Origin of the sequence: Dietzia sp. WMMA184 (assembly GCF_002441635.1) — a bacterium.
GTDB lineage: Bacteria > Actinomycetota > Actinomycetes > Mycobacteriales > Mycobacteriaceae > Dietzia > Dietzia kunjamensis.
In genome coordinates, this window is the sequence record NZ_NXEI01000001.1 from 84,610 (window position 1) to 97,430 (window position 12,821).

Below are 12,821 nucleotides of genomic sequence, written 5' to 3' on the forward strand. Positions count from 1 at the left end.
CGACAGGCGGGGGCCGATGACCGACGAGAACACGGGCAACGGCCCCCGTCTACGTGTTGGCTACGTCCCCGGTGTCCAGCCGGACAAGTGGCTCGCGCGGTGGCGCGAGCGCAATCCACGCGTGCCGATCTCGGCCCGACGCACCGGTGACCCGCGGGCGGAGCTCGCGGACTCCGCCGGCGACGACGGCTTCGACGTGATCTTCCTCCGTGAGCCCGACGACGCCCCGCGCTCGGCGCCGGCCGGACTGCTCCGGGTCCCGCTGTACACCGAGACGATGGCCGTGCTCGCCGAGAAGGACCACGAGCTCGCCGCCTTCGACTCGCTGGGGATCGCTGACCTCGAGGGGGAGCGGTGGGTCGAGTCGGTGAATCCGATCACGGCGACGCCCGACGAGGTGTCCGCCGCGGTGGACCTCGTCGCCGCCGGCGTGGGGCTGCTCGTTCTGCCGGCGCCGTACGCGCGGGCGCTGAGTCGGCGCGACGTGGTGGCGCGGCCCGTCGACGGGGTCGCCGCGACCCGGATGGGCATCGCCTGGTCACCTGAGCGGGAGAGCGACGAGTTGATCGACGAGTTCGTGGGGATCGTGCGGGGTCGTAGGGCGGGCACCTCACGCGGGGCGGGTGAGCCCCCACGCGAGAAGCGGACCGCGAAGGAGAAAACCGCAGCCAAGGCGAAGGCCCGCGCCGAGCGGGCGCCCAAGCCGGTGGGCCGGGGGCAGCGCAGACGCTGACCGGGCGGGTCTCAGCCGCATGCGGCGCCGTCGATCTCAGCCGCGTGCGGCGCCGACCATCCCGCGGGCGAACTCGAGGTGGCGGGCGACGACGTCGTCGGCCGACAGCGGCCCGTCGGGCCGGTACCAGGACGCGATCGACACGCACAGCGAGGCGATGGCGCGGGCCGCGTCCTCGGGGTGGGCGCAGCTGAACTCCCCGGAGTCGACACCGGCACGGATCGCGTCCTCGAGCATCTGCTGTTGGGCATCGCGCTGCGCGATGTGACGGGCGCGCACGTCCGGGTCCATGCTGCGCATCTCGGTGGACGCCACGAACGCGTGGTCACGCCGCGCCATGTGAAAGCGGGCGAGACACTCCACCACGTTCTCGAACCTGGTGACGATGCGGTCGCCGGCGTCATCGGCCGCGGCCTGGGTGTGCGTGAGCATCTCCGCCATGGCCTGGTCCACGACCGCTGCGAGGATGGCCTGCTTCGATCGGTAGTGGTGGTAGAGACCCGGAACGGACAGCCCGGCGGCCTCGGCGATCGACCGGATCGAGGCACCGTGATAACCGTGCCGGGCGAAGACTTGCAGGGCCGCGCGGAGCGGAGGGGAGAGTTCGTCGGTGCCGAACTCGCGCCACTGCGCCAACGTCGCGGCCTCCAACGACGCGGCCTCCAACGTCGCGGTCTCCAACGTCGCGGTCTCCTCACTCATCGTCACAACACTAGCCACCCTTCGCTTGACACCGGTTGTGGTGTGGGTAACACTATGGCACACCGAGCGATCGATCGGTCGGTGGATCGCACAAGGATCGTGAACGAGAGGACCGAGGATGAGCCAGGAAGACCCACGGCCGTGGCGCACGTTGTACCCACCGGGCCTCGACGAGAGCCTCGTGACGCGGCAGTCGACGCTCGTGGACGCCTGGCGTGAGCGTGTCGACTCCTCGCCGGACAGGGCGGCCGTCGCCTACTTCGACACCACGCTGTCGGCCCGCGAGGTCGACGCGATGGCGGATGCGCTCGCTACCGCACTGCAGGTCCGCGGGGTGGCGCCCGGTGACCGCGTCGGCATCCACCTGCAGAACATCCCGCAGTACGCGCTGGCGATGCTGGCGCTGTGGAAGATCGGCGCCGCCGCCGTGGTGCTCAACCCGATGTACTTCGGCCGGGAACTCCGGTTGCCCGTGGAGGACTCCGGTGCCGTGGGGATCATCGCCACCGACCGGGACGCCACGGCGATCCGCGACGCCGTGAGCGGTACGAACGTCGCATGGGTCGTCAGTACGAGCGAGCGGGACCTGCAGACCCGGAACGACCCCCGCGCGTTCGGCGACGACCAGCAGGTCGAGCCTTCGCCGGACGGCGACCTGGTCTCCCTGATCCGCGAGTTCGAGGGCCGCACGCCGGAGCCGGCGGAGGTCACCCCCGACGACCTCGCGCTTCTCACCTACACCTCGGGAACCACCGGGCCGCCCAAGGGGGCGATGAACTCGCATGGCAACGTCATCGCGGTCGCGCGGAGCTTCGCCGACTTCGTCGGTCTCGTGCCGGGCGACGTGGTGCTGGCGATCGCCCCGCTGTTCCACATCACCGGCGCCGTCATCAACGCCACCGTCGCGCTGGTCACCGACTCCACCCTCGTCTTCGCCGGACGTTTCCGGCCCGGTGTCATGCTGGACGCGTTCCGCGAACACGGGGTCACCTTCACCATCGGTTCCATCACCGCGTACAACGCGCTCATGCGCCTGGACGAGGCGGGACCGGAGCACTTTGCGTCGGTCAAGACCCTGTACAGCGGGGGCGCGCCCATCCCGCCCTCGACGGTCGAGCGCTTCGCGGAGCGGTTCGGCCACTACATCCACAACGGATACGGCATGACCGAGACGACCTCCGGGGTCATCGCGGTGCCGCCCGGGCTGCGGGCGCCGGTCGACGAGACCAGCGGCACCCTGTCCATCGGAGTGCCGCTGCCGGGGATCGGCGCGGAGGTCATCGGCGTCGACGACCAGCCGGTCGCCCCGGGCGAGCAGGGCGAGCTCGTCCTGTCGGGACCGCAGATCGTGTCCGGCTACTGGCGCAACGAGGTCGCCACGGCCTCGACCATGCCCGGCGGCCGGCTGCACACCGGCGATGTCGCCGTCATGGACGCCGACGGCTGGGTGTACCTCGTGGACCGCCTCAAGGACCAGATCAACGCCTCCGGCTACAAGGTCTGGCCGCGGGAGGTCGAGGACGCCCTGTACGAGCACGACGCGGTGTTCGAGGCCGCCGTCGTGGGACTGCCGGACGAGTACCGCGGCGAGAAGGTCGTCGCGTTCGTCTCGCTCAAGGCCGGGCGGACTGCGACCGAGGACGAGCTGATCGCGTTCGCCTCGGAGCGGCTCGCCGCCTACAAGCGGCCGGGCGAGGTCCACGTCGTCGGCGAGCTCCCCAAAACCCAGACCGGAAAGATCCGCCGTCGCGAACTCCGCGACGAACACACCCCCTCCCACTCCTCCACTCCCACCGACGGGAACTGACATGGCCGAGGCCACCATCGACCCCGACGACCGCGGGCGGGCCGGCGCCACCGCCGCCACCGCCGACACCGCAGCCCCCCACCCGTCCGCCAAGGCGAACCGCGGCAGCGTCCGCTCGTTGGCCGCCAGTACCACCGGGCAGCTGTTCGAGTGGTACGAGTGGACCGCCTACGCGGTCTTCGCCCCGTACATCGCCGCGGTGATGTTCAACAACGAGAACCCGGTCTCGGCGCTGCTGGCCACGTTCGCCGTCTTCGCGGTCGGGTTCCTCATGCGCCCGCTGGGCGGGATCGTCTTCGGCCGGATCGCGGACGTGCGCGGACGCAAGTTCGTCCTCATCACCACCATGCTCATGATGGCCGGCGCCAGCCTGCTCATCGGCCTGCTCCCGAGCTACGAGACGCTCGGGATCTTCGCCTCGGCGCTGCTGCTCCTGTGCCGCATGATCCAGGGCTTCGCCCACGGTGGCGAGTCGGCCACCGCCTACAGCTACGTCGCCGAGATCGCACCGCCGCACCGTCGCGGCATGTGGGGCAGCCTCGTGTTCGTCGCCATCATGGGCGGCACCGTGATCGCCTACGGCATCGGCGGCGGCATCACCGCCGTGCTCTCCGAGTCCGCCGTCGGCGAGTGGGGCTGGCGCGTGCCGTTCCTGCTCGGCGCCGTGTTCGCCCTGTTCGTGCTGTACCTGCGGTCCGGCATGGAGGAGTCCGACGTCTTCGACAAGGCCGCCGCGGCCGCCGCCGCCGACCCGACCTCGCCGGTCGCCACGTTCTCGCGACGCAAGCTCGCCGGCGCCATCGCGCTGGTCGTGGCCATGGTCTCCGGCATCACCGTCGCGCACTACACCTGGAGCTCGTACGCCTCGACGTTCGCCATCACGCAGCGTGACATGGACTCGGAGGCCGCGTTCTGGGCGATCTTCGGCAGCCAGCTCATCGCCCTGTGCACCCTCCCGCTGTGGGGTCTGCTCTCGGACCACATCGGCCGGCGCCCGGTCATCTTCATCTTCGCCATCGGCACGATCATCACCACGCCGATGCTCATGGGGATGATCGACGACCGCCCGTGGACGCTGTTCCTCGCCTCGCTCGTCGCCATGACCCTGGTCGCGGCCGCCGGCTCGATCCTGTCCTCGTTCATGTCCGAGGCGTTCCCCACCAAGATGCGCACCGCGGGCATCGGGTTCGCGTACTCCCTGTCGGTGGCGGTGTTCGGCGGCAGTGCGCCGTACCTCAACGCGCAGTTCATCGAGTGGGACCTGTACTGGATGATCAGCGCCTACATCATCGCCCTCTGCGTGGCGACGATGGTCGCGACCGCCGTCATGAAGGAGACCCGGGGTCACGACCTGCACCGTGTCGGCCACAACTGAGCGTCGGCCACAACTGATCCACCCGAACCGCCCGCCCGGTCGCCCATCAACCGCGAGGATCCACGCCATGACCACTTCATCGTCCGAGTCCACGGGACTGTCCGTCGACCAGTTGCTCCGCCCCGACGTCGTGGGGCCGAAGATCGCCGAGGCCACCGGTGACCAGGCCTGGGCGGACTTCGACGCCGACCTCATCGCCGGCGGCAAGTCCAACCTCACGTTCACGCTCCGCTCCGAGGCGGGGGAGTTGATCCTGCGGCGGCCGCCGACGGGCGAGCTCCTGCCCAGCGCGCACGACATGGGCCGCGAGGCGCGGATCCAGCTCGGGTTGGCGGACACGGACGTGCCGGTCGCGAAGGTGGTGCTCAACGAGACCACCGGTGAGGACCTGGGGGTGCCGTACTACGTGATGGAGAAGGTGGTCGGCCACGTCATCCGTGACGCGCTGCCGACGGGCTTCGCCGAGTCCGACGACGACAAGGCGGCCATGGCGGACGCCCAGATCGACGCGATGGTCGCGCTCCACGCCGTGGACCAGAACGCGGTGGGCCTGGGGGATCTCGGTCGCCCGGACGGCTATCTGGAGCGGCAGCTGCGACGCTGGCTCGGGCAATCCGAGAAGGCGTCCGACTCCGTTCGAGCCGACCGGCTGCCCGAGCTGGCCGCGCGTCTCGGCGAGAGCATGCCCACCTCGCCGTCGTCGCGGATCATCCACGGTGACTACCGCCTGGACAACTACGTCGTCGACCCCGACGACCCGGGGCGCATCAAGGCGATCCTCGACTGGGAGCTGTCCACCCTCGGCGACCCGGTCGCCGACCTCGCGCAGACGGTCCTGTACTGGGGCGATCCGAACGGGCCGACCGTGCCGCTCATCCCCAGCATCACCACCGAGCCGGGCTGGCCCGGACCGCAGCGGTTGCTCGACCGGTACTGCGCGGCCACCGACACCGATCCGTCCCACATGCCGTGGTACCTGGCGTTCGCCACGTTCAAGTTCGCGGCGATCGCCCAGGGCGTGGCGACGCGCTCCGAGGCCGGTGACATGGCCGGTCAGGACTTCGGTGACATCGGTCCGCAGATCCGCGAGCTGGTCGACCACGGCCACTCGATTCTCGACTCCAGGAAGGTGACCAACTGATGGCCGAGTCCACCTCCGGCACGCCGGTATCCGCAGCGCCCACCCCGGTCGATCCGAGGACGGGTCCGCAGGCCGCGCTGCCCGTGCTCGACCGCTTCCGGCTGGACGGCCGCGTCGTGATGATCACGGGCTCGTCGTCGGGGCTCGGGGCCGGCTTCGCGCGGGCCCTGTCCTCGGCAGGCGCGACGGTCGTGCTGGCCGCCCGACGCCGCGAGCGGCTCGACGCCCTCGCCGAGGAACTGCGTGCCGCCGGCGGCACCGCCTCGACCGTGGCGTGCGACGTGGCGGACCCCGAGGCGTGCGCAGCGATGGTCCGCGACACGATGGAGACCCACGGGCGCATCGACGTGCTGGTCAACAACGCCGGCATCGGGACCGCCGTGCCCGCGCTCAAGGAGACCCCCGAGCAGTTCCGCGGCGTGGTGGACGTCAACCTGAACGGCGCCTACTGGGCGGCCAAGGAGTGCGCGGCCGTCATGGGGCCCGGATCGAGCATCGTCAACGTCGCGAGCGTCCTGGGCCTGACCGCCGGCTTCGCACCGCAGGCCGCCTACTCGGCGACCAAGGCGGCCGTGCTCGGGCTGACCCGCGACCTCGCTGCGCAGTGGGGCAGCCGCCGCGGTATCCGCGTGAACGCGCTGGCCCCCGGGTACTTCGCCTCCGAGATGACCGACGAGATCCCGGAGAAGATGCTCGCGGACATCACCGGCAGCACCATCTTCGGTCGCCTGGGGCTCCAGCCCGAGCTCGACTCCGCGCTGCTTTTCCTCGCTTCCGACGCCTCGTCGTTCATCACCGGGACCACGCTCGTGGTCGACGGTGGGATGACTATGCATTGAACCGACTCAGCACTGAACCGACTCAGCACTGAACCAACTCTGCACTGACGCAGGCACCACTTCACTCATCCCGGCCGCGGCGGGCCGCCGCGGCACGCTTCTACAGGAGTAAAGACATGGAATTCGCTCACAGTCAGCGCAGCATCGAGCTGCAGGAGAACATGTGGGAGTTCATGCGGGAGCACGTCTTCCCCGCCGAGCCCGTCTGGGCCGAGTACCTGCGTGAGCACGGGGACAACGCCTACCCGCCGGTGATGGAGGACCTCAAGGCAGAGGCCCGGCGCCGCGGGCTGTGGAACCTCTTCCTGCCCGAGTGGTCCGGGATCTCCAACCTCGAGTTCGCCGCCGTGTCGGAGATCACGGGCTGGTCGCCCGTCATCGCCCCGGAGGCGATCAACTCGCAGGCGCCCGATACCGGGAACATGGAGACCTTCCACCTGTTCGGCACCGACGAGCAGAAGGCGAAGTACCTCGAGCCGCTCAAGGAGGGCAGGATCCGCTCGGCGTACGCCATGACCGAGCCCGACGTCGCCTCCTCGGATGCCACGAACATCCAGACCGTGATCCGTCGCGAGGGCGACGAGTACGTGATCAACGGCCGCAAGTGGTGGATCACCGGGATCGCCGACACCCGCTGCGAGATCCTCATCGTCATGGGTAAGACCGACGAGTCCGCCGAGACCCACCGGCAGCAGTCGATGGTCCTCGTGCCCCGTGACACCCCGGGCCTGACCATCGAGCGCAACCTGCCGCTGTTCGGCTACCAGGACCAGCACGGTCACTGTGAGATCGTGTTCTCCGACGTGCGGGTGCCCGTGTCGAACCTCCTCGGCGAGGAGGGCGCCGGGTTCGCGATCGCCCAGGCCCGCCTCGGGCCGGGCCGGATCCACCACGCGATGCGCGCCATCGGCATGGCCGAGCGGGCGCTGACCCTGATGGTCGACCGCGCCAAGTCCCGGCACGCGTTCGGCGGGTCGCTGGCGAGCCAGGGCGTGGTGCAGGAGCACATCGCCAACTCGCGCATCGAGATCGACCAGGCACGGCTGCAGGTGCAGCACTGCGCGTGGATGATCGACACCGTCGGCGCCAAGGAGGCGCGGTTCGAGATCTCCGCCATCAAGGTGATCGCCCCGCAGGTCGCCTGTGCCGTGATCGACCGGGCCATCGAGATCTTCGGCGGTGCCGGCGTCTCCGGCGACACCCCGCTGGCGTACTTCTACGCCTGGGCGCGCGCGCTGCGGATCGTCGACGGACCGGACGCCGTCCACCGTCGCACCATCGCGCGCGGAGAGCTGAAGAAGACCCCGCCGTACGTCGGATAAAACTAGGATGTCCCAGTAACGGTCGGTGCCGCCCGGCGCCGGAACCGCAGAGACAAGGAAGTGCAGAACATGGGTGCAGTAATCGTGGAGGCCGTGCGCAGCGCGGTGGGCAAGCGCAAGGGTGGACTGGCCGGGGTGCATCCCGCCGATCTGTCAGGGACCGTTCTCACGGCGCTGGCCGAGCGCGCCGGGATCGACGGATCGATCGTCGAGGACGTCATCTGGGGTTGTGTCACCCAGGCCGGGGAGCAGGCCGGGGACATCGCCCGGACCGCCGCCCTGTCGGCGGGATGGCCGGAGACGGTCAACGGCGTGACGATCGACCGGCAGTGTGGCTCGTCGCAGCAGGCGCTGAGTTTCGCGGTGGCCGTGGTGGAGGCAGGCTTCCACGACGTGGTGGTGGCCGGCGGCGTCGAGTCGATGACGCGGGTGCCGATGGGCTCGCACGTCTCCTCCGAGTCGTTCCCCTACGGTCAGGCGTTCCTCGACCGCTACGACGGCACGGCCCCCAACCAGGGCGTCGGTGCCGAGATGATCGCCGAGCGGTGGGGCTTCACGCGCACCCAGCTCGACGAGTTCGCCGTGGCGTCGCACGAGAAGGCCGCCGCCGCGCAGGACGCCGGGTTCTTCGCCGGGCACATCGTGCCGGTGACCACCCCGGACGGCGTCTTCGACACCGACCAGGGCATCCGCCGCGGCAGCACCGTCGAGGGGCTGGCCGGGCTCAAGACCCCGTTCAAGGAAGACGGTGTGATCCACGCCGGCAACGCCTCGCAGATCTCCGACGGCGCCGCGGCGATCCTCGTGATGAGCGAGGAGGCGGCCGCCAAGTACGGGTGCACCCAGATCGCGCGGGTGCACACCGCCACGCTCGCCGGTGACGACCCGGTCATCATGCTCACCGCTCCGATCCCCGCCACCGCAAAGGCGCTGGCCAAGTCCGGACTGTCCATCGACGACATCGGCGTATACGAGGTCAACGAGGCGTTCGCGTCCGTGCCGATGGCGTGGCTGGCCGAGACCGGGGCGGACCCGGCGAAGCTCAACCCGAACGGCGGCGCCATCGCCCTCGGGCACCCGCTCGGTGGCTCCGGCGCCCGGATCTTCGCCGACCTCGTCCATCACATGAAGAACGAGGGCATCAAGTACGGCCTGCAGACGATGTGTGAGGGCGGCGGCCAGGCCAACGCCACCATCATCGAACTGCTCTGATCCGAGCCCCCACCGGGCAGCCGCGCGAGCGGCTGCCATTGGAGTCTCAGCCGCTCCCGACGATGGCGTCTGGCGTGCGCAGATGCGCAGGCCGGCGTTCAGCGTCGGGGGCGGCTGTGTTGTGGGCGTACAGGCGCTCGTGCGGCTGCGGGCAGGGGCGCGTGCGGATGCCGCCGGGTGCGCGGGCGGCTCAGTCGCCGGGTGCGCGGGCGGCTCAGTCGCCGGTGAGGACTACTGCGCGGCCGAGCACCTCGCCACGGTCGAGGGCCTCGTAGGTCTCCGGTGCCTCGGTCAGCGGCACCCGGCGGGAGATCATCCCGCCCAGGTCGAGTTTCCCGGCGGCCAGCAGTCGGATGAGCGCCGGCACGTCCTGCCGGGCGCGCGCGCCGTAGGAGCCCTTGATCTGGATCTTGCGACGCACGATGCGGGCCAGGTCCACGTCGAGCGCGGTGCCCGCGGGAGGAATGCCCACGACCACGACCCGCCCGCCCTCGCGGGCGATGTCGGTCGCCTGCCGGGTGGTGGCCGCCGACCCCAGCGCCTCGAAGGCGACGTCCACCCCGCGGCCGCCGGTGATCGCCATGACCGCCTCGGTCGCGTCCACCTCACGCGAATTGACGGTGTGTGTGGCGCCCATGCGGCGGGCGAGGGCGAGCTTGTCGTCGTCCACGTCGATCGCGATGACCGACTCCGCGCCACTGACCGCCGACAGCTGGACGATGTTCTGGCCGACCCCACCGACCGCCACCACCGCGACGGATTCCCCGGTCCGGACGTCGCCCACGTTGCGGACCGCGCCGTAGGCGGTGAACATCGAGCAGCCAAGGATGGCGGAATCGGTGAGGTCGAGCTGCTCGGGGAGGGCGAACACCGCGGTGGCGGGCGTGACGCTGTACTCGGCCAGTCCGCCCATCGAGTACATGGACAACGGTTCGCCGGAGGCCCGGTGCAGGCGCGTCTCACCGTCGTACAGGGTGCCGCGCAGGCGGTTGTACTCGAAGAACGTGGAGCAGATGTCCTCCATGCCACGGGCGCAGTTCTCGCACGACCCGCACGGCATGATGAAGGAGCCGACCACCCGGTCGCCGGGCCGGACCTGGGTGACCCCGGCGCCGACCTCGGCGACGACACCGGAGATCTCGTGGCCCAGGACTCCCGGCAGCGGGAACCCGACCTCGCCCTTCATCACGTGCAGGTCCGTGTGGCAGACCCCGCAGGCGTGGTTGTGGACCAGGACCTCGCCGGCGCGCGGTTCCGGGATCGGGATGTCCTCGATCACCAACGGGGACCCGGTCTCGACGCACACCGCAGCTCTCATGGGGCCGACTGTACGCAGCGTTCAGCGGCCGAGGAGCTCGTCCGAGATGATCCGCATCTGGATCTCGCTGGTGCCCTCGAAGATCCTGGTGAGGCGGGCGTCACGCCAGTGCCGTTCCACTTGGAAGTCGGTGGTGTAACCGGCACCCCATGGATCTGGACGCCCTGCGACGTGACCCGCTCGGCCATCTCGGTCGCCACGAGCTCGCACATGGCGGCCTCGAGCGAACACCGCCGTCCCGAGTCGATCGCGGTGGCCACCGAGTACATGAGCTGACGCGCGGCCTCGATGTCCGCGGCCATCTTGGCGATCTCGGAGCGCAGATACTGGAACTGGCCGATCGGCTGACCGAACTGCTCCCGGGTGGCGACGTACGCGATCGAGTCCTCCAGTGCGGCGCGGGCGAGTCCGATCGCGCGGGCCGCGGTGTGGGCACGCCCCACTTCGAGACCGGACACCGCCATGTAGAAGCCCTTGCCCTCCTCGCCGAGCAGCGCGTCGGCGGGGATCCGGACGTCGTCGAAGGACAACTCCCAGGTCTGCCAGCCGAAGTAACCGATCTTGCGGACCGGGTTGCCGCTGATGCCGGAGGGGAAAGAGCCGCGCTCCTTCTCCACCGGGAAGGTCGGGATGCCCCGGTGCGGCTTGTCCGGGTCGCGGTCCAGATCGGTGCGGGCGAACAGGACGAGGTAGTCGGCCTGGTCTGCGTAGGTGCACCACATCTTGGTCCCGTTGATCTCCCAGGCGTCGCCGTCGCGGACGGCGCGGCGCGAGATGTTGGCGACGTCGGACCCCGCCTCGGTCTCCGAGAGCGCGTACGCGCCCAGCCATTCGCCGCGGGCGACGCGGGGGAGCAGGCGGGCCTGCTGCTCGGCGGTGAACCCTCCGCCCATGCCGTTTCCCCGCGCGAGCAGACCGGACACCGACAGCCACCCGCGGGCCAGCTCTTCGGCGACCGGGCAGTACTCGAAGACGCCCAGTCCCAGGCCGCCGTGCTCCTCGTCGATCATGATCCCGAAGAAGCCCATGTCGGCCATCTTCTGCCGTAGCTCGTCCGGGATGTCGCCTTTCTCCGGGTCCAGGCGGTTCGCGACCGGGAGGACCTCTCTGGCGGTGAAGTCGCGTGCGAGGTCCCGGATCGCGAGGCGCTCCTCCGTGAGGTAGACGGGAACGTCCTCGCGGGCGGTGGGTTTGTGGGTCATCCGGATCGTCCTCCCGGTGTGAGTCGGTCGTTGTCCGCGCCGAGGGAGGGCGCCGGGCCCGTGGCGAGGTGGTCCCCGTCGAACGTCGCCGGATACGCGGCGGCCAGATAGGGGCCGATGCCGGGTTGGTCGAGGCGGGAGAAGAGGGGGTTGGCCTCGAGTTCGCCCTCCGAGACGACCTCGGCGAACGTGCGGTAGCGCTCGTGCAGCACCACCGAGTCGTCCAGGGCCCGCGCGACCTCGTCGGTGGTGTGGGCGGAGAACCAGCGGGCGAACAGTGCGGCGAGGACCTCGCGATAGGAGTAGCGGTCGGACTCTTCCGTGAAGTCGGCGCCGGTCGCGGTCTCGAGCGCGTCGACGGCCTCCCGGGTGCCCGTGAGGCGGGCCAGGTCGTGGAAGTGCCGGGTGGTCAGGGCGACGATCATGAACCGACCGCCGTCGCAGGTGGTGAAGTCCGTGCCGAAGGTCCCGTAGACGTGATTGCCCACGGCAGGCCGCGACGACCCGTCGAGCTGTGGTTCGGTGAGGTACCCGAGTGTCCCCGCGGTGGCCAGCGCGACGTCGTCGAGGGGCAGGACGATCCGCCGCCCGCGGCCGGTCCGCTCACGTTCGCGGACGGCGGCCACCACGGCCAGCGCCGCGTGCAGTCCGGCGGCCACGTCCCAGGCCGGCAGGGCGTGGTTGACGACGCGGCCCGAGCCGGGGCCGGTGATGGCGGGGAAACCGAGGGCGGCGTTGACGGTGTAGTCGACCGCCGGGCGGCCATCGCGGCGACCGAGGAGTTCCAGGCTGATGAGGTCGGGCCGGGATCCGGCCAGGACGTCGTGACTCATCCACGACCGCCCGCCCAAGTTCGTCACGAGGATCCCCCCACCCTCGCCGGGCGCGGTGACGAGCTCGCGGAACGCCCGCCGGCCGTCGTCGGAGCGCAGATCGAGAGTGACCGAGGCCTTGCCCCGGTTGAGCCCGGTCCAGTAGATCGACGTCCCGTCGGGCGCCAGGGGCCACCGGTTCACGTCCGCCGCGCCACCCACCGGGTCGACCCGGATGACCTCGGCGCCGAGCTGCGCCAGCGTGAGTCCGCACAAGGGTGAGGCGACGAAGCTCGAGAGCTCGACGACGCGGATCCCGTCCAGCGGTCGGGATGCGGAGGGCTCTGTCATCAACGGC

10 protein-coding genes and 1 pseudogene are annotated in these 12,821 nt (G+C 70.4%); 7 read left to right on the forward strand and 4 right to left on the reverse strand.

Annotated elements, in window-relative coordinates; all coding sequences use genetic code 11:
- Positions 1 to 16: 16 nt before the first annotated feature.
- Entirely contained in the window at positions 17 to 733 is a 717-nt protein-coding gene (locus tag CK206_RS00370; RefSeq protein WP_096905174.1) for a LysR family transcriptional regulator substrate-binding protein, read from the forward strand.
- Positions 734 to 769: 36 nt separating this feature from the next.
- Here CK206_RS00370 and CK206_RS00375 read toward each other — a convergent pair whose 3' ends face one another.
- Positions 770 to 1,435, reverse strand: coding sequence for a TetR/AcrR family transcriptional regulator (locus tag CK206_RS00375; protein WP_096905175.1), 666 nt, complete (start codon positions 1,433 to 1,435; stop codon positions 770 to 772).
- Positions 1,436 to 1,553: 118 nt separating this feature from the next.
- Between CK206_RS00375 and CK206_RS00380 the strand changes: the two genes are divergently transcribed.
- From CK206_RS00380 to CK206_RS00405, 6 genes are all read left to right on the forward strand, one after another.
- Entirely contained in the window at positions 1,554 to 3,242 is a 1,689-nt protein-coding gene (locus tag CK206_RS00380; protein ID WP_096905176.1) for a class I adenylate-forming enzyme family protein, read from the forward strand.
- Between the two features lies 1 nt (position 3,243).
- Positions 3,244 to 4,617: an MFS transporter gene (locus tag CK206_RS00385; protein WP_096905177.1), complete on the forward strand. Its 1,374-nt coding sequence runs from the start codon at positions 3,244 to 3,246 to the stop codon at positions 4,615 to 4,617.
- Between the two features lie 67 nt (positions 4,618 to 4,684).
- Positions 4,685 to 5,758, forward strand: a complete 1,074-nt coding sequence (locus CK206_RS00390) for a phosphotransferase family protein (RefSeq protein ID WP_096905178.1) — start codon at positions 4,685 to 4,687, stop codon at positions 5,756 to 5,758.
- A 77-nt stretch (positions 5,759 to 5,835) separates the two neighbouring features.
- Positions 5,836 to 6,597, forward strand: a complete 762-nt coding sequence (locus tag CK206_RS00395) for an SDR family NAD(P)-dependent oxidoreductase (RefSeq protein WP_216824153.1) — start codon at positions 5,836 to 5,838, stop codon at positions 6,595 to 6,597.
- Positions 6,598 to 6,713: 116 nt separating this feature from the next.
- The gene (locus tag CK206_RS00400) at positions 6,714 to 7,919 is read left to right on the forward strand and encodes an acyl-CoA dehydrogenase family protein (RefSeq protein ID WP_096905179.1); all 1,206 of its coding nucleotides are present in this window, start codon (positions 6,714 to 6,716) and stop codon (positions 7,917 to 7,919) included.
- A 69-nt stretch (positions 7,920 to 7,988) separates the two neighbouring features.
- Positions 7,989 to 9,131: a thiolase family protein gene (locus tag CK206_RS00405; RefSeq protein ID WP_096907197.1), complete on the forward strand. Its 1,143-nt coding sequence runs from the start codon at positions 7,989 to 7,991 to the stop codon at positions 9,129 to 9,131.
- Positions 9,132 to 9,345: 214 nt separating this feature from the next.
- Here CK206_RS00405 and CK206_RS00410 read toward each other — a convergent pair whose 3' ends face one another.
- From CK206_RS00410 to CK206_RS00420, 3 genes and pseudogenes are all read right to left on the reverse strand, one after another.
- Positions 9,346 to 10,449 carry a zinc-binding dehydrogenase gene (locus CK206_RS00410; RefSeq protein WP_096905180.1) on the reverse strand — a complete coding sequence of 368 codons (1,104 nt, stop codon included), beginning with the start codon at positions 10,447 to 10,449 and terminating at the stop codon, positions 9,346 to 9,348.
- 21 nt (positions 10,450 to 10,470) lie between these two features.
- Positions 10,471 to 11,651, reverse strand: a pseudogene (locus CK206_RS00415) (acyl-CoA dehydrogenase family protein).
- Entirely contained in the window at positions 11,648 to 12,814 is a 1,167-nt protein-coding gene (locus CK206_RS00420; protein ID WP_096905181.1) for a CoA transferase, read from the reverse strand. Before CK206_RS00420 ends, CK206_RS00415 begins: the two are co-directional and overlap by 4 nt.
- Positions 12,815 to 12,821: the final 7 nt, after the last annotated feature.